The organism is Amycolatopsis sp. NPDC114504 (assembly GCF_055633595.1).
The window spans coordinates 193,063-210,275 of record NZ_JBVKDU010000002.1; the positions used below are offsets into that span (position 1 = coordinate 193,063).

Here is a 17,213-nt window from a genome sequence, read left to right on the forward strand (position 1 = left end):
ATGCTACGGCCTGCCCGCCAGCGAGAATGCCAACAACGCCGTGGAGGTGAAGTCGATGGCCGGCTCGTTGCTGGGCCATGAACTCAGGTCGTCGGCGTAGCGACTTCCCTGGCCGTCGAAGGATTCATACAGACGGGTGCATTCCTTCGCGCCCGCCGGGAACGGCAGATCCGCGAAGTTGTCCGCGCCGTTCGGGCCGTTGACGACTGCGCCGTACAGCACTTTCGAAGGTCCGGCGAGGTTCGCGGCCTGGTGGTGCGGGCACTGCGGGAACGTCGTGCCGACGCCGACCACGAGCGACACGCCCCAGGCGTTCGCGCCGAGCGTGAAGTCACGCTGTCGCGCGCCGAAGGCGGCGTAGCGGGTGTCGCCGGTGACGCGCTGGTAGAGCCGCGCGGTGGCCGCGAAGCCGAAGCTCTTGCTGGCGGCGTCGAAGTCCGTGACGTCGACCGCGGTCCGGAATGGACTCTTCTTCGCCTGTGCCACTCCGGAATCGAGCTGACGACGCAGGTCGGCGGCCAGCTCGCGGGCGCCGAGGGCCGCCCCGGGGACGCCGGTGCGCAGCAGGCCGGCGAGGTCGGCGTGGGCGAGCGCGCTGGTGTCGTAGAGGTTCAACGTGCTCGTGTCGTCGCTGCCGATGTACGCCTTCGCCCACTTCGCCGCGTCGCGGGCCCAGCCGTTCGCGCGTGGGTCGCCGAGCTTGCGGGCGGCCAGCGCGAGCTGCGTCGCGCCGAGCTCCAGGTCGTCTTCCCAGGACGACTCCGGGTAGTAGGCGTGCGGGAACGCGCTGACGAGCTCGCCGACGCCCGTCGTCTTGGCCTGGGCGAACACCGCCGCGGCCTCGCTCAGGTAGTGCCGGGCCAGGCGCGGGTCGCGGTGGGCCTGGATCTGCGCGCCGAGCGCGAAGGCGGCGGCGACGCGGCCGGCGAGGTTCGGGGAGAGCGGCGCGCCCGCGGGGGCGGCCGGGAACACCGGGCGGTACTTGACGAAGTAGGCGGGGTCACCGGGCTTGACGTCGAGGGCGTCGTCGTCCTGCGGCTCGCGCCAGACGTCGTGGTCGCCGAGGAAGCCGAACTCCTCGCTGCCGGTGCCGATGCCGACCTGGGCGTAGAGGGTCTTCGTCTTGCCGTCCCACATCTTGTCGAGCCAGTCGAGGCCGAAGCGGACCTCCTTGGCCAGCACCGGATCGGGGTCGTCGCGCAGCACGAAACCCAGCTCGGCCAGCGAATACGCGGTGTTCGAGGTGAACTTGACGAAGTCGCCGGCGTCGACCCAGCCGCCTTCGACGTCGACCGGGCCACCCTGCGGCTTCAGCGGTTCGACGATTTCGTCGCCACCTTCGCCGGCGAACTTCGGCTCGGCGTAGACGGTGGCTTTCCGGTCGGCGAGGTGCGACGGCTCGCGATCGAGGCGGCCGAGGACGACGTCGTGGCCGTCGCGCTGGGCCTGGAAGAACTCGGTGGTGGCCCGCACGAGCGGGCGGAACAGGCGGCTGGCGGTATCGATCCGGAACGGCGGCGACGTCGCTCCGGCGGCCTTGACGCGGTAGGTGCCTGGCCGATCCACAGTGGACAGATCAAGGTCGAAGACGTTGGCGTACCGCGCGTTCCAGGCGCCGAGACTGGCGCCGGTGCGTCCCTCGCGGACGGTGCGGCCACGCTCGTCGACGACGGTGAACTTCCCCGCCGCGCCGCCGAGCAGGTAGGCGTGCTTCGCCTCGCCCAGCGCGTACCCGACTTGGTCGACACGCACCTCGGCCGGCGTCGCGGCTTCGGCCGGGGTCGCGGCGAGGGGGACGGCCAGCGCGGCCGCCGTCGCGAGGGGAAGCAGGCGCATGGTCGCCCTCCACTTTGTTAGGAAAGTTTCCTATTTAGCGAGAGAACGCTAACCCGGCGCGGGCGGGCCGTCAATATGTCCGTTTCCGCGCGTGACTGGCCAGGCATCACGCGTGACTGGGCAGGCATCACGCGTGATTGGGCGGGCATCACGCGTGATGCCTCTCGAATCACGCGTGATGCCCCTCTGATCACGGGTGATGCCTCCGTGGACACACGTGATGCCCGTCCGGGCACGCCCGCGTCTCTGGCGTGACGGCTCCGCGAGGCCATGACCTACCGTGGGGAGATGACCGAACCGCTCGGCGCGCGGATCCGCCGGCTGCGCGCCGACCGCGGGTGGACTCAGCGCGAGCTGGCCGAGCCGGGGTACGACCGGGGGTTTCTCGCGAAGGTCGAGACCGGCAGCCGGCCGCCGTCGGAGGAGATGCTCGCCTACCTGGCGCGACGGCTCGGCCTCACCGCCGACGACCTGCGGTTCGGCCGTCCGCCGGGGGTCGCCGACGAGCTGCGCGCGTCCCTCGACGAGGGCTACCGCGACCTCGAACAGGGCCAGGTCGCGCTCGCGGAAGAACGGTTCGCGGCCGTCGGGAAGCGGGCCGCGGGCTACCGCCTCGACGACGTCGAGTGCTACGCGCGGTTCTGCCTCGCCGAGGTGAAGTGGCAGCAGTTCGACGTCGAGGGCGCCCAGAAGGAGCTGGAGCACGCGTCGGAACTGGCCGACGCGGCGCCGCCGTGGCTGCGGGCGATGATCGTGCACCGCTGGTCGGGCTGCCGGTACCTCAGCGGCGACGCCGGCGCCGCGATCGCGCGCGTCGAGTCGGCGCTCGCCGCTCCGGACCTCGACCCCGACGCCGAGCTGTGCCTGCTCAGCGCGTTGATCCACCCGCTGATGGAGATGGGCGGGCTGCACCGGGCGCAGCGCGCGGCCGTCGCCGGGCTTCGCCTCGTCCGGGTGGCCACGCGGCCCGACTTCGTCGCGCGGTTCCACCGGCAGGCGTCGCAGGTCTGGCAGGCGACGGGCCAGTCCGACCGGGCGGAGCAGGACCTGATCGAGGCGTGCCGCCTGTTCGCGTCGGTGGGCTTCGACCGCGACGCGGCCCGCTGCCGCTGGGCCCGCGGGTACCTGCTGCGCCGGCTGGGCCGCCTGGACGAGGCCCGAGACGAGCTGACGTCGGCCCGCGACGAGCTGGCGGCGATCGGCGCGGAGGAAGGCGTCGCGGGCGCGACGCTCGAGCTGGCCGAGGTCCGCCTACGCCAAGGGGCCGCTTCCGACGCGGCCACGCTCGTCGCCGACGTCTGGCCGCTCCTGGCCCGCGACGTCGAGTCCCTCGGCGAGGCGACGGGCCTGCTGGGCCAGATCGCGCAGTCCCGCGGCGACCTTCCCGAGGCGACCCGCCTCCTGCGCGAGGCGGCGGAAATCCAGACCCGGGCCTCCCTGCACGGCGCGGCGGTCTCGACGTCCCTCCGCCTCGGCGACGTCCTTCGACAACGTGGTCATCTCACCGACGCGATCCAGGCCTACCAAAGAGGCCTCGACTCCGCCGCCGGCACCGACTCGTAACGGACGACACGCGTACCCACACGGACGACACGCGTACCTGGATGGACGACACGGCCCAGGAACCCTGCAAGCCCGTGTCGTCCGGCTGAGTACGCGTGTCGTCCGTCGGGGTACGCGTGTCTTCCGGTGCGGTAAGGCGGACCTGCGGGACTGGTGGTCCGGGTGGGGGAAGTTTCCTACCAAAGTCTGGTGAATTGGTTCAGACCAGTCGGCAACCGGGGCGTTTCCTGCGGTTTCGCGCGGGACGTCGTGATCTTCGCGGGTGGCGACTGGGCCGTTCGGCCCATTGACCGACCGGCGAGCGGAACCTTTACTCGGACGCGTCCGGCGGAATAACACCAGTTATTTCGCTGGACACACTCCTCGCGTCCCCGGAAAGGTTCCCCATGAGATCCCCACGAGGGCTGGCGGCGATCGCCGGCCTGGCCCTGACCTTCGCGACGGTGCCGGCGATCCCGGCTGCCGCCGCACCCGCACCCGCCACCCCGCCCGAGGCGCTCGCCGCCCGTGCCGCCGACCAGGCCGCCCTGAACGGCGCCGACCGGCTCGCCAAGGGCGCCGGGGAGGCCTTCGTCCGCACCGGGGTCACCCCGGGTGGCGGCGGGCTCTACTACGCCTCCTACCAGCGCACTTACCACGGCCTGCCGGTCGTCGGCGGGGACGCGGTCGTCGTCGCCGACGGGGCCGGGCGCGTCCGCGGCACCGAAGCCGCCCGCACCGCGCCGATCACGGTGAAGACCCAGGCGACGCTCAACGCCGCGCAGGCCACCAAGATCGCCACGAGCAAGGTGTCCACAGTAGACAGCAGCACCGCGCCGAAGCTCGTCGTGCTGGCCGGACAAGAACCGAAGCTCGCCTACGAGGTCGTGGTCAGCGGCCGCGACAACACCAAACCCACCAAGCTGCACGTCTTCGTCGACAGCGCCACCGGCAAGGTCCTCGACACCCGCGACGACGTCCGCGAAGCGGGCACCGGCAACTCCTACTACGCCGGCACCGTCCCGATCGACACGTCCGGCTCCGGCAGCTCCTACTCGATGACCGACCCCGGCCGCCGCGGCATCGCCTGCGGCCGCGAAGGCGGCGCGATCTTCACCAAGAGCACCAACACCTGGGGCAACGCCTCGGGCACCGACCTCGAAACCGGCTGCGTCGACGCGCTCTACAGCGTCCAGACCGAGTGGAAGATGCTTGGCGAGTGGCTGGGCCGCAACGGCATCGACGGCGCCGGCGGCGGCTTCCGCGCGAGCGTCGGCCTCAACGACGTCAACGCCTACTGGGACGGCTCCTCGACCCACTTCGGGCACTCGCAGGACAACCGCCGCCAGGCGACGCCGATGGACGTCGTCGGCCACGAGTACGGGCACGCGATCTTCCAGACGACCCCGGGCGGCGCCGGCTCCGGCAACGAGAACGGCGGCCTCAACGAGTCCACCGGCGACATCTTCGGCGCCCTGACCGAGTACTACGCCAACAACCCGAAGGACACCCCGGACTTCAGCGTCGGCGAAGGCGTCAACCTCGTCGGCCAGGGCCCGATCCGCTACATGGACAACCCGTCGAAGGTCGGCGACCCGAACTGCTACTCGGCCTCGATCCCGAGCACCGAGGTGCACGCCGCCGCGGGCCCGCAGAACCACTGGTTCTACCTGCTCTCCCAGGGCAGCGGCGCCAGCCCGACGTGCAACAACAGCACTGTCACCGGCGTCGGCATCCAGAAGGCCGGCAAGATCTTCTACAACGGACTGCTGAAGAAGACGTCCTCCTGGAACCACAAGGCCGCCCGCAAGGCCACGCTCGAAGCCGCGATCGCACTCTTCCCGGGCAGCTGCACCGAGTTCACCGCCACCAAGGCCGCCTGGGACGCGGTGAGCGTGCCGGCCGTCAGCGGTGAGCCGACCTGCAGCGGCCAGCCGCCGGCCGGCAACGACTACTCGCTGACGCTGTCGCCGGCGTCCGCGTCCGTCCAACCGGGACAGACCGCGACCACCACGGTGACCACCCGGGTCACGCAGGGCAGCGCCCAGACGGTGCAGTTGCTCGCGACCGGCCTTCCCGAAGGCGCGAAGGCGACCTTCAGCCCGGCGAGCGTCCAGTCCGGCGGCACGGCGACGCTGACCATCACCACCTCGGCGACCACGCCGCAGGGCACCAGCCAGGTGACGGTCACCGGCGACGGCACCGACGCCGACCACACCGCGCAGTTCTCGCTCACCGTCGGCACCGGCACCCCGCCGACCGGCTGTGACGGTATCGCCGAGTGGGACACCGCGAAGGCCTACGTGCCCAACGACGTCGTCGGCCACAACGGTCACAAGTGGACGTCCCTGTGGTACTCGACCGGTGCCGAGCCCGGCGCGCCCACCTCGTGGGCCGTGTGGAGCGACGGCGGCGCCTGCTGAACCCGGTCGCGTGGCGGCGGGCGACTCCCCCGCCGCCACGCGGCCTACCCTGAACCGGTGGAAGGGCGACCCGAGTGAGCGAGAGCGTCGGCGAACGCCTGCGTGAGCTGCGCACCGAGCGCGGGCTCACGCAGCGCGAACTGGCCGGGCCGCAGTACTCCGCGGCGTACGTGTCGTCGGTCGAGACCGGCGCGCGGACGCCGTCGGGCGACGCGCTGCGGTTCTTCGCCCAGCAGCTGGGCATCGATCCGGACGAGCTGCTCGGCGGCAGCTCGCCCCGGGAGCTCCTGGAGCTCGACCTCGAGCTGATCGAGACGGCGGACCGGTTCCTGACCGGCGACGCCCGCCGCGCGACCCCGCGGATGCAGCGGATCCGGCGACAGGCCGAACGTCTCGACCGGCCGCGGCAGGCGGGCATCGCGCTGCTGTGGCTGGCCGGGTACTCCACCGGCGACGCCCGCACGAAGTACGTCGCCGAGGCCGAGACGGCGTTGTCGGGTGAGCCGCCGCCGGTGCGGGCGATGGTCGTCCCCTTGCGCGCGGCGGTGCTGAGCGGCTGGGGCGAGGCGCAGTATTCCTTGCACCTGCTGGAAACCTGCCACGCGGAGCTGCTGCGCGACGGGTACCCGCAGCCGTCGATGCTGCTGACGCTGCGGGCCTGCCTCGCCGAGCGGCACCTGCGTCAGGGCGATCTGGAGCGGGCCGCGGAGTACGCCGAGTCGGCGCTGCGGCTCACCCGCGGTGGCCCGGCGGTGCTCGCCGAGCTGACCCGCAGCCACGTCGAGGTGTGCCGCAGCCACCTGGCGGCCGACCGGTTCGCCGACGCGGCCGCGTCGGTCGCCGCGGCCTACGACCTCATGCAGGAACGGGCGCTGCACCCGGCGATGGCGCACTGCCTGCTGGCCAGGGCCCGGATCCGCGGCCGCGCGGGCGACGTCGAGGGCGCGCTGGCCGACCTCGGCGCGGCGCGGGAAACGGCGTGGCCCGACGACGTCCCGGCGATCACGGTCGAGCTGGCGTCGGAGTACCTGGCGGCGGGCCGGCTGGAGACGGCGGGCGCGCTGCTCGACCAGGTCCGCCCGGCCGTCGTGGCGGGCACGCCGCTGGCCGCGGAACTCCGGTTGCAGCTGGGGTCGCTGGCCCGCGCCCGCGGAGACGCCCGAAGCGCGGCGGAGTACCTGCGGGCGGCGGTCGAACTGGCCACCGGGCTCGGGGCGCGGGGTGTGCTGGTGCGCGCCCTGCGGCCGCTGAGCGAGCTTCTGGGCGAGACCGGGCGGGCCGAAGAAGCCGCGAACGTGCTGCGGAACGGGCTGCTCGCGTTGGGCGCCGAAGCCGACTGACATCGTTTTCTTAAGCAGTACTAACGATTCCCGTTGATCGAGACCTCCCGGCGTTCGGATGGTGTCCGGGACAGTCCCTACGAAAGTCGTTCCGGTGCGAAATGCGTCGAGAATCCCCAGCACCGGCGGGGTTTGTACGAATTGACCGCCGAATCCGGAACGTGGCATTGGTCCGTTCGGCGCATTGACGCCCCGATCCGCTGATCCTTTACTCGGATGCGTCCGGACGCATACCTCCTGTTAGCAGCTTGGACACGTCCCCTTCTTCCCCCGCACCGCTCCCATCCTCCTGCCTTCATGGAAGGAAGACCTCGATGACCCATCGTGGGTTCAGAACGGGCTTGGCGGCCGCCGCCGGGCTCGCCATGACGCTCGCGCTGCCGGTGGCACCGGCGAGCGCGTCTCCCCAGGCCCAGCCCGCCGCCCCCGACGTCGCGGCCGCCCGCGCCGCCGACCAGGCCGCGGCTTCCGGACTGGACGCGCTCAAGCGCGGACCGGCGGAATCGTTCCAGCGCATCGGGCTCACCGCCGGTGGCGGTGGCCTGTTCTACGGCGCCTACCAGCGGACCTACCAGGGCCTGCGGGTCGTGGGCGGGGACGCGGTCGTCGTCGCCGACGGGGCCGGGCGCGTCCGCGGCACCAGCGCCGCCGAGACCGCGGCCATCACCGTCGGGACGCAGGCCGCGCTCGACGCCGCGAAGGCCGCGGCCACCGCGCGCGCTCAACTGCCCACTGTGGACAGTGTGAGCACGCCGGAGAAGGTCGTGCTGGCCGGAGCGAGCCCCAGGCTCGCCTACGAGGTCGTCGTCGCCGGGCGCACCGCCACCGCACCGAGCAACCTGCACGTGTTCGTCGACGCCGCCACCGGCGCGGTGCTCGACAAGCGCGACGACGTCAAGACGTTCGCCTCCGGGGCGAAGAGCCAGGCCCAGCCGAACACCGTGAACGTCGCCGGCACCGGCAACAGCTACTACGTCGGCAACGTCTCCATCGACACGACGCAGTCCGGCACCACCTACACCATGCGCGACCCGGGCCGCACCGGCATCAGCTGCGGCCGCGAAGGCGGTTCCGTCTACAGCGGCACCGACAACGCCTGGGGCAACGGCACCGGCACGGACCTCGAGACCGCCTGCGTCGACACGCTCTTCGGCGTGCAGACCGAGTGGAAGATGCTCGCCGACTGGCTGGGCCGCAACGGCATCAACGGCAGCGGCACCGGTTACCCGGCGTCGGTCGGCCTGAGCGACGTCAACGCCTACTGGAACGGTTCGTCCACGCACTTCGGGCACTCGCAGGACAACCAGCGCCAGGCCACCTCGATGGACGTCGTCGGCCACGAGTTCGGGCACGGCATCTTCCAGTTCACCCCGGGCGGTGCCGGTTCCGGCAACGAGAACGGCGGGATGAACGAGTCGACGGGTGACATCTTCGGCGCGCTGACCGAGGCGTACGCCAACAACCCGAAGGACGTCCCGGACTACCAGGTCGGCGAGGGCGTCAACCTGGTCGGCCAGGGCCCGATCCGCTACATGTACCAGCCGTCGCTGGTCGGCGACCCGAACTGCTACTCGTCGTCGATCCCGAGCACCGAGGTGCACGCGGCGGCCGGCCCGCAGAACCACTGGTTCTACCTGCTCGCCGAGGGCTCCGCGCCCGGTGGCGGCAAGCCGAACAGCCCGACGTGCAACAGCTCGTCGGTCACCGGCGTCGGCATCCAGAAGGCCGGCAAGATCTTCTACAACGGCCTGCTGAAGAAGACCTCGTCGTGGAACCACAAGGCCGCCCGCAAGGCGACCCTCGAAGCCGCGATCGCGCTCTTCCCGGGCAGCTGCACCGAGTACAACGCCACCAAGGCCGCGTGGGACGCCGTCTCCGTCACCACCGCGACCGGTGAGCCCACCTCGTGCAGCGGCGGCGGTCCGGACTTCTCCGTCGCGCTGAACCCGGCTTCGGGTTCCGTGCAGCCGGGCGCCTCGGCGACCACCACCGTCGGCACCGCGATCACCTCCGGCGCGGCACAGTCGATCACGCTGTCCGCCTCGGGTCTCCCGGCCGGCGCGACCGCGTCGTTCAGCCCGGCGACCATCCAGTCCGGCGGCTCCTCGACGCTGACGATCGCGACGACGTCGTCGACGCCGACCGGCAGCTTCCCGATCACCATCACCGCCGACGGGGCCAGCACGGACCACACGGCGCAGTACACGCTGTCCGTCGGGACCACGGGTTCGTGCGCCGCGGTGACCAACGGGACGCGGCTGAACATCCCGGACTACCCGGGTGCCGCGGTCAGCAGCTCGAACACCGTGGCGGGCTGCGCGCGCAACGCGTCGAACGCCACCAAGGTCGAGGTGCACATCACCCACACCTACAGCGGTGACCTGGTCCTCGACCTGGTCGCGCCGGACGGCACCGCCTACCGGCTGAAGAACTCCAGCTCGTCGTCGACGCCGAACATCAACACCACCTACACCGCCAACGCTTCTTCGGAAGCCGCGAACGGCGCGTGGCAGCTCCGCATCCGAGACGTCGGCCCCGCCGACACCGGTTACCTGTCCTCCTGGACGTTGACCGTGTAGCAGTTCCCCACCCGTGAAGGCCGCACCAGCCCGGTGCGGCCTTCACGGCCGTTCTCCCCCAACCCCCACCGAAGGAACTCACCGCCATGAAGTGGACAACACGACTCGGCGCCGGGGTCACCGCCCTGGCCGCCGTGCTGGGCGTCGTCTCCGCGCCAGCGGCCACCGCCGCGCCGGCCACGGCACTCGCCGCGCCGGACATCTCGCTGGCCAACATCAAGACCCACCTCAACCAGCTGCAGACCATCGCCAACAACAACGGCGGCACGCGCTCCCCGCGCGGCGCCGGGTACGCGGCGTCGGTGTCCTATGTGGAGAACCTGCTGAAGAACGCGGGTTTCACCACGACCCGCCAGACGTGCACCAGCTGCATCGGGCAGTCGCAGAACCTGATCGCGGAGTGGCCGCAGGGTGACGCGAGCCAGGTCATCATGCTCGGCGCGCACCTCGACAGCGTGAGCGCCGGCCCCGGCATCAACGACAACGGCTCCGGCAGCGCGTCGATCCTCGAGACGGCTCTGACGCTGGCCCGCACCAATCCGGCGATGGCCAAGCGCGTCCGCTTCGCCTGGTGGGCCGACGAGGAGTCCGGCCTGGTCGGCTCGAAGTACTACGTCAACAACCTCCCGAGCGCCGAGCGCACGAAGATCAAGACCTACCTCAACTTCGACATGATCGGCTCGAAGAACTGGGGCTACTTCGTCTACGACGACGTCGCGTCGGTCAAGGCGATCTTCGACGAGTACTTCTCGTCCATCGGCATCCAGACCGAGGGCGACAGCGAAGGCGACGGCCGCTCCGACCACGCGTCCTTCAAGAGCGCGGGCATCCCGGTCGGCGGCCTGGCCACCGGCGCCGGCGACATCAAGAGCTCGGCGCAGGCCCAGAAGTGGGGCGGCACCGCGGGTGCGGCGTTCGACAACTGCTACCACCGCGCCTGCGACACGACGGCGAACATCCCGGACACCCCGCTGGAGAAGAACTCCGACGCGATCGGGTACGCGCTCTGGAAGCTGGCCGTCGCGACGACGACCGGCAACGACTTCTCGGTGAACCTGAACCCGACCGCCGGGACCGTCCAACCCGGACAGTCGCTGCAGGTCGCGGTCGGCACCGCGACGACGTCCGGCAGCGCGCAGTCCATCTCGCTGTCGGCGTCCGGCCTGCCGTCGGGCGCGACGGCGTCGTTCAGCCCGGCCACCGTCCAGTCGGGCGGTTCTTCGACGCTGACGATCACGACGTCTTCGAGCACTCCGACCGGCAGTTTCCCGGTCACCGTGACAGCGGACGGCGCGAGCGTCGACCACACGGCGTCGTTCACCCTCGGCGTCGGGACGTCCTCGTGCGCGCCGGTGACCAACGGGACCCGGCTGAACATCCCGGACTACCCCGGTGCCGCGGTGAACAGCACGGCGACCGTCGGCGGCTGCGCGCGCAACGCGTCCACCGCCACCAAGGTCGAGGTGCACATCACCCACACCTACCGCGGTGACCTGGTCATCGACCTCGTCGCCCCGGACGGCACGGCGTACCGGCTGAAGAACTCCAGCAGCGACTCGACGCCGAACCTCGACACCACCTACACCGTCAACGCCTCTTCGGAGGCCGCGAACGGTGCCTGGCAGCTGCGGCTGCGGGACGTCGGCCCGGCCGACACCGGTTACCTGTCCTCCTGGACGCTGACCGTCTGACCCCCGGCCTGGGGCGCCTCTCACCGGGGTGCCCCAGGTTGTCTAGACCACCCGTTCGTAGGTAGTCAGCGCTTTCCCCGGTTCCCTATCGTGGACGCCACACGCCGCGTTCGCCCTCAACGACGATGGGAATCGGTATGTCCGGTCGCAGAACCAGCCTGTTCGGAACCCTTCTGGCAGCGGTCCTGGCCGTCCCGCTGCTCGTGTCGGCCCCCGCGCAGGGGGCGGTGCAGGCCGACACGTGCGCGGTGAAATCCCGGCCCGCGGGCAAGGTCCTCCAGGGGTACTGGGAGAACTGGGACGGCGCCGCGAACGGCGTCCACCCCGGGATGGGCTGGGTGCCGATCACCGACAGCCGCATGGCGCAGCACGGCTACAACGTCATCAACGCCGCGTTCCCGGTGATCCGGTCCGACGGGACCGTGTTGTGGGAGAACGGGATGGACGCCGGCGTCAAGGTGTCGACGCCCGCCGAGATGTGCGCGGCGAAGGCCGCGGGCGCGACGCTCCTGATGTCGATCGGCGGCGCGGCGGCCGGGATCGACCTGTCGTCGTCGGCGGTGGCCGACAAGTTCGTCGCCACGGTCGTGCCGATCCTGAAGGCGTACAACTTCGACGGGATCGACATCGACATCGAGACCGGGCTGACCGGCAGCGGCAACATCAAGACGTTGTCGGCGTCGCAGTCCAACCTGATCCGGATCATCGACGGCGTGCTCGCGAAGATGCCGTCGAACTTCGGGCTCACGATGGCGCCGGAGACGGCGTACGTGACCGGCGGCAGCATCACCTACGGCTCGATCTGGGGCGCGTACCTGCCGATCATCAAGAAGTACGCGGACAACGGCCGGCTGTGGTGGCTGAACATGCAGTACTACAACGGGTCGATGTACGGCTGCTCGGGCGACTCGTACCAGGCCGGGACCGTGCAGGGCTTCACCGTGCAGACGCAGTGCCTGAACAACGGCCTGGTGGTGCAGGGCACGACGATCCGCGTCCCGTACGACAAGCAGGTGCCGGGGTTGCCGGCGCAGCCCGGCGCGGGTGGCGGCTACATGTCGACGAGCCTGGTTTCCCAGGCGTGGCGGTCGGTTCCGGGGCTCAAGGGCCTGATGGACTGGTCGATCAACTGGGACGGCTCGAAGGGCTGGACCTTCGGCAACAACGTCAAGTCGTTGCAGGGCCGCTAGAAGTCGCACCGGCCCGGACTCGTTCCGGGCCGGTGGTCCCGATCAGCGTCCCGCGAGTTCCGACCGCACCAGCTCCAGCAGGCGCCCCACCCAGTTGGCGCCGCTGGAGCTCCAGTACCGCGAACCCCAATCGCCGTAGAGCAGCCGGGCGTCGCCGGTTTCCCGCAGCCGCTGCGCCATCGCCGGATGCCGGTCGAACTTGTCCCGCAGGAGCGCGGCCATCACCCCGAGCCGCACCGCGGACCAGCCGTCCCGGCGGGGTGCCCGCTCGGCGAGGATCCGGGCTTCGCGGCCGAGCTCGACGGCGGCGATCCGATCGTGCCAGGCGGCGTCGTCGGTGGACAGCGCCCAGTAGGCGTGCATGACCGTCCGGTACTCCCGGCCGTCGTGCACAACCGGTGCCGGGTAGTCGATCTGCAACACCTCGGGGCCCGGTGGCTCCGGCCAGCCGGTCGGGTAGACCCCGACGTCGATCCGCAGCGGGATCGCGCCCGGTGTCTCCGGCCCGTCCGCCGCGTTCCGCTGCCGCGACTCGGCGACACCGCGCTCGCTGCGGCGGAAGTACTCCAGCGCCCACTCCTGCTTCTCCGGCGTCACGGTGATTGTGCGGTCGGGGTCCCGGGCGGGGATCGTCTCGCCCGACTTGGCGAGCAGGATCCGCACCGGCACGTCGTTCTGGTCCATGTCGCCGAGCACGTAGATCCGCCGGTGCTCGGGCACCGCGTGGTACCGCTCGCGGACGATCTCCAGGTTGGCGGGGCTCGGCTCGGCGGCATACGCGAGAAGCGCGTCCCAGCAGCGCCCGGAGGAGTCCGGCCGGTCGTTGAGCCGGTCCACCTCGTCGGAGAGGTCCGCGATGAGGAGGTCGGGCGTCAGCCAGGACTCCAGCCGCACTGTGCCGGCGGCGGTGCCGTTCACGATGACCCTCGCGTCCTCGGGTGGGGTCAGGGTCAGGGTGCCGTCGGCGAACGCGGTGCGAAGGCCGTCGAAGTCGGTCGTCTTCCACCGCCAGCCGACGACGCCGTCGGCGTAGACGGCGAGCGTGGTCAGGATGCAGCTGTCGTGTTCGTTGACGAAGATCAGGCGTTGCCGCCCCTGAACGACGTCGCCCTCGACGGTGCGCCAGGTCGGAGTGGTGTCCGGCATGCGGCAAGCCTAGGAGTCGCCGGCCGGGATCGGGTCGTTGTACTCGCCCGACGGGCCGGCGTACTCGCGGCCGTTCGGGAAGGGCCAGGGGTTCGGGACGCAGCCGTGCAGCCCGAGCGTCTGCTGCTCCATCACCGGCGCCGGCCGGCCCGCGCCCGGGCACAGCTCGTGGCCGTGGCCGAGCCGGTGCCCGGTCTCGTGGGTGACCATGTACTGCCGGTAGACGTCGAGCGGGGCGCCGTAGTTCGGGACGGCGTTGGCCCAGCGGGCGACGTTGAGCACGACGTTGCTGCCGTTGCGGCAGGAGGTGTAGCTGTCCGCCGTGCCACCGCAGAGTCTGTCGCGGCTGGCCGGCGTCGCGAGGTAGATCGTGAAGTCGGCGGGGTCTTCGGGCCCGACCTCCTGCAGCCGCCACTCGCCGCCGCCGGTCCAGCCGCGCGGGTCGCCGAGGATGCCGCGGATGCTCTTGGCGAACGCGGCCGGCCCGACGCCGTCGATGTCGGTTTCCAGGGCGATCCGGTAGCGCATGAGCTTGCCCGCGGTTCCGGCCACCTCGTCGCTGCCGGGGGTGAACATCCACTGGCCGGAGCCGGTCCGCGGGAAGGTGATGGCGACTTCGACGGGTGCGGTCTGCGTGACGGGCTGCCGCTCGTCGGGCGGCGGCGGGAGCGCGGTGGCATCGCCGATGGCGGTGACGATCGGCCCGGCCGCGGGCGCGGCGACGGGCTGCTGCTCACAGGCGGTGAGCGCACCGACGACCGCCAGCGCGAGCCCGGCGACGGCCGCGGCCCGTCTCGCGGTTTTCGACATGGTCCCTCCCGGAATCACCCTCACCGGGAGATACGGCCGGCAACACGGAAAAGTTGCGGTGACGCACTATGGCACAGAGTCACCGCAGCTCAGCCGCCGCGAGTGTGACGACGGCCACTCAGGACAGGAACTTGCGCAGCACCTCGGTCACCTGGCGGATCTCCGCCGTGTGGACGTTCTCCTGCTTCGTGTGGGCCAGGGTCGGGTTGCCCGGGCCGAAGTTCACCGCCGGCATCCCCAGTGCCGCGAAGCGCGCCACGTCCGTCCAGCCCAGCTTTGCCGCCGCGCGGCCGCCCGCTGCCGCCACCAGCTCCGCCGCCGCCGGGGCCGACAATCCCGGGAGTGCGCCCGGGGACATGTCCACAACGGACAGTTCGTAGCCGTCGAACACGTCGCGCACGTGACGTTCCGCCGCCTCCGGGGAACGGTCGGGGGCGAAGCGGAAGTTCACCGTCAGCACCGCCGAATCCGGGACCACGTTGCCCGCGACGCCGCCGTTGATCTTCGTCGCCTGCAGGCCCTCGCGGTAGGTCAGCCCGTCGATGTCCACGACCCGCGGCGCGTACTCCGCCAGCCGCCGCAGGGGCTCGGCCAGCGCATGGATCGCGTTCTCGCCCATCCACGCCCGCGCCGTGTGCGCGCGCTTCCCGGCCAGGCTCAGCTCGACGCGCATCGTGCCCTGGCAGCCCGCCTCGATCACCCCGTTCGACGGCTCGCCGACGATCGCCAGGTCGCCCGCCAGCCACTCCGGCAGCTCGCGCTCGATCCGGCCGAGGCCGTTCTTGACCGCTTCGACCTCTTCGTTGTCGTAGAAGACGAAAGTGATGTCGTGCCTGGGCGAAGGCAAGGTCGCGGCGAGGTGCAGGAACACCGCGTCGCCGCTCTTCATGTCGACCGTGCCGAGGCCGTGCAGGATCTCGTCGGCGCCGGTGCCTTCGCGCCGCGAAGGGAAATTGCCGTTTTCCGGCACGGTGTCCAGGTGCCCGGCGAGCACCACCCGCGACGCGCGGCCGAGGTTCGTGCGCGCCAGGACGGCGTCGCCGCTGCGGATCACCTCGAGGTGCGGTGCCTGCTTCTCCAACGCTGCCTGCACCAACGCCGCCAGCTCGGCCTCGCTGCCCGACACGCTGAAGACGTCCACGAGCGCGGCGGTCAGGTCGACGGGGTCGGCGTGCAGGTCGAGGCTCATGCCCGGCACGCTACCGTGAGGGTGTGCGTAGGTTCCCGGTCGCCGTGGGCGGCGCGTTGCTGGTCCTGGTCCTGTCCGGCTGCGGAAACGAAGCCGGCCCGACCCCCAAGCAGGGTGGCGAGCCCGGGCCGGACGCGCTCCCGACGAAGCTGGACGCGCTGACCGCCGACCAGTGCTACGCGAGCCCGCGCACCCAGCTGCCGAAGGGCTGTGAGAAGTACGTCACGGAGGTCGCGAACGTCCCGGGCACGGCCCGCAAGCGCGCCGACGACCGCGACCCGCAGCTGGTCGCCGAAGCGGACAAGCTCGACACCGCCGTGAAGGCCTTCCGCGGCGCGGGCTGCACGACCGTGCCCGCCCCGGGCGGCCCCTGCACGCAGGCGCTGGTCGACGTCGCCGCTGCTCTCGACGGGCTGAAGAAGCAGGTAGCGGCCCGGCCCACGAGTGGTTGACGCGGGTCACTCGACTACCGTGTCGGGCGTGAGCGAGCAGAGCCCGAACCCCGAAACGACCGGCGCCAGCGGCGTCGGGCTGGCCACCGTCGCGACCGACGGGACCGTCCTCGACACCTGGTACCCGCAGCCGAAGCTGACCGAAGGTGGCACCGCCGGCACGGAACGCCTCGGCACCGAAGAGGCCACCGAGCTGCTCGGCGAGGCCGCCGCGGCGCTGCTCGGCCCGGACACCGACCGCGGGGTCGAGGTCGTCGCCGTCCGCACCACGATCGGCAAGCTCGCCGACGCGCCCGTGGACACCCACGACATGTACCTGCGGCTGCACCTGCTCTCGCACCGCCTGGTCCGCCCGCACGGCCAGAACCTCGACGGCATGTTCGGCCTGCTGGCCAACGTCGTGTGGACCAACCACGGCCCGTGCCCGGTCGAGGGCTTCGAGACGACGCGGCTGCGGCTGCGCTCGCGCGGCGCGGTCACCGTCTACAGCGTGGACAAGTTCCCGCGGATGGTCGACTACGTCCTGCCGTCGGGTGTCCGGATCGGCGACGCGGACCGCGTCCGGCTCGGCGCGCACCTGGCGAGCGGCACGACCGTGATGCACGAGGGCTTCGTGAACTTCAACGCCGGCACGCTCGGCGCGTCGATGGTCGAAGGCCGGATTTCGGCCGGCGTGGTGGTCGGCGACGGCTCGGACGTCGGCGGCGGCGCGTCGATCATGGGCACGCTCTCGGGCGGCGGCAAGGAGACGATCTCGCTGGGCGAGCGTTGCCTGATCGGCGCGAACGGCGGCGTCGGGATCTCGCTGGGCGACGACACGGTCGTCGAGGCCGGGCTGTACGTCACGGCGGGGACGAAGGTCGTCGTCGACGGCAAGGTCGTCAAGGCCCGCGAGCTCAACGGCGTCTCGGGTGCGGTGTTCCGCCGCAACTCGGCGACCGGCGCGGTCGAGGTCGTGCCGCGGACCGGGGCCGGCGTCGAGCTGAACTCGATCCTGCACGCCAACGACTGAGCG

Annotated in this window: 12 protein-coding genes; 8 read left to right on the forward strand and 4 right to left on the reverse strand. The window is 71.4% G+C overall.

The window, feature by feature from the left end:
* Window positions 1-3: 3 nt before the first annotated feature.
* A complete protein-coding gene (locus ACZ7PG_RS12455) occupies window positions 4-1,836 on the reverse strand; it encodes a glycoside hydrolase family 9 protein (protein ID WP_470239205.1) in 1,833 nt (610 codons plus the stop codon).
* 270 nt (window positions 1,837-2,106) lie between these two features.
* On the opposite strand from ACZ7PG_RS12455, the gene ACZ7PG_RS12460 reads away from it, so the two are divergent.
* From ACZ7PG_RS12460 to ACZ7PG_RS12485, 6 genes are all read left to right on the forward strand, one after another.
* Window positions 2,107-3,399 carry a helix-turn-helix domain-containing protein gene (locus tag ACZ7PG_RS12460; protein ID WP_470239206.1) on the forward strand — a complete coding sequence of 431 codons (1,293 nt, stop codon included), beginning with the start codon at window positions 2,107-2,109 and terminating at the stop codon, window positions 3,397-3,399.
* Between the two features lie 386 nt (window positions 3,400-3,785).
* On the forward strand, window positions 3,786-5,801 hold the full coding sequence (locus ACZ7PG_RS12465) for a M4 family metallopeptidase (RefSeq protein WP_470239207.1): 2,016 nt from the start codon (window positions 3,786-3,788) through the stop codon (window positions 5,799-5,801).
* Between the two features lie 74 nt (window positions 5,802-5,875).
* Window positions 5,876-7,141, forward strand: a complete 1,266-nt coding sequence (locus ACZ7PG_RS12470) for a helix-turn-helix domain-containing protein (RefSeq protein ID WP_470239208.1) — start codon at window positions 5,876-5,878, stop codon at window positions 7,139-7,141.
* A 314-nt stretch (window positions 7,142-7,455) separates the two neighbouring features.
* Window positions 7,456-9,720, forward strand: coding sequence for a M4 family metallopeptidase (locus ACZ7PG_RS12475; protein ID WP_470239209.1), 2,265 nt, complete (start codon window positions 7,456-7,458; stop codon window positions 9,718-9,720).
* Between the two features lie 86 nt (window positions 9,721-9,806).
* A complete protein-coding gene (locus tag ACZ7PG_RS12480) occupies window positions 9,807-11,411 on the forward strand; it encodes a M28 family metallopeptidase (RefSeq protein ID WP_470239210.1) in 1,605 nt (534 codons plus the stop codon).
* Between the two features lie 137 nt (window positions 11,412-11,548).
* Window positions 11,549-12,601, forward strand: coding sequence for a chitinase (locus ACZ7PG_RS12485; protein ID WP_470239211.1), 1,053 nt, complete (start codon window positions 11,549-11,551; stop codon window positions 12,599-12,601).
* 42 nt (window positions 12,602-12,643) lie between these two features.
* Here the strand turns inward: ACZ7PG_RS12485 and ACZ7PG_RS12490 are convergent, their stop codons facing one another.
* The 3 genes from ACZ7PG_RS12490 to dapE form a co-directional block, all read right to left on the reverse strand.
* On the reverse strand, window positions 12,644-13,747 hold the full coding sequence (locus ACZ7PG_RS12490; RefSeq protein WP_470239212.1) for an NADAR family protein: 1,104 nt from the start codon (window positions 13,745-13,747) through the stop codon (window positions 12,644-12,646).
* Window positions 13,748-13,756: 9 nt separating this feature from the next.
* Window positions 13,757-14,557 (reverse strand): DUF3152 domain-containing protein, encoded by an 801-nt coding sequence (locus tag ACZ7PG_RS12495; protein WP_470239213.1) that lies wholly within the window; start codon window positions 14,555-14,557, stop codon window positions 13,757-13,759.
* Window positions 14,558-14,675: 118 nt separating this feature from the next.
* Window positions 14,676-15,746, reverse strand: coding sequence for a succinyl-diaminopimelate desuccinylase (dapE, locus tag ACZ7PG_RS12500; RefSeq protein ID WP_470239214.1), 1,071 nt, complete (start codon window positions 15,744-15,746; stop codon window positions 14,676-14,678).
* 44 nt (window positions 15,747-15,790) lie between these two features.
* On the opposite strand from dapE, the gene ACZ7PG_RS12505 reads away from it, so the two are divergent.
* Window positions 15,791-16,198: a hypothetical protein gene (locus tag ACZ7PG_RS12505; protein ID WP_470240740.1), complete on the forward strand. Its 408-nt coding sequence runs from the start codon at window positions 15,791-15,793 to the stop codon at window positions 16,196-16,198.
* A gap of 28 nt (window positions 16,199-16,226) precedes the next feature.
* Entirely contained in the window at window positions 16,227-17,210 is a 984-nt protein-coding gene (gene dapD / locus ACZ7PG_RS12510; protein WP_470239215.1) for a 2,3,4,5-tetrahydropyridine-2,6-dicarboxylate N-succinyltransferase, read from the forward strand.
* The last annotated feature ends 3 nt before the right edge of the window (window positions 17,211-17,213 follow it).

Coding starts and splice junctions, on each gene's coding strand:
- ACZ7PG_RS12455 (WP_470239205.1), bottom strand. CDS start 1,836: ATGCGCCTGCTTCCCCTCGCGACGGCGGCCGCGCTGGCCGTCCCCCTC.
- ACZ7PG_RS12460 (WP_470239206.1), top strand. CDS start 2,107: ATGACCTACCGTGGGGAGATGACCGAACCGCTCGGCGCGCGGATCCGC.
- ACZ7PG_RS12465 (WP_470239207.1), top strand. CDS start 3,786: ATGAGATCCCCACGAGGGCTGGCGGCGATCGCCGGCCTGGCCCTGACC.
- ACZ7PG_RS12475 (WP_470239209.1), top strand. CDS start 7,456: ATGACCCATCGTGGGTTCAGAACGGGCTTGGCGGCCGCCGCCGGGCTC.
- ACZ7PG_RS12480 (WP_470239210.1), top strand. CDS start 9,807: ATGAAGTGGACAACACGACTCGGCGCCGGGGTCACCGCCCTGGCCGCC.
- ACZ7PG_RS12485 (WP_470239211.1), top strand. CDS start 11,549: ATGTCCGGTCGCAGAACCAGCCTGTTCGGAACCCTTCTGGCAGCGGTC.
- ACZ7PG_RS12490 (WP_470239212.1), bottom strand. CDS start 13,747: ATGCCGGACACCACTCCGACCTGGCGCACCGTCGAGGGCGACGTCGTT.
- ACZ7PG_RS12495 (WP_470239213.1), bottom strand. CDS start 14,557: ATGTCGAAAACCGCGAGACGGGCCGCGGCCGTCGCCGGGCTCGCGCTG.
- dapE (WP_470239214.1), bottom strand. CDS start 15,746: ATGAGCCTCGACCTGCACGCCGACCCCGTCGACCTGACCGCCGCGCTC.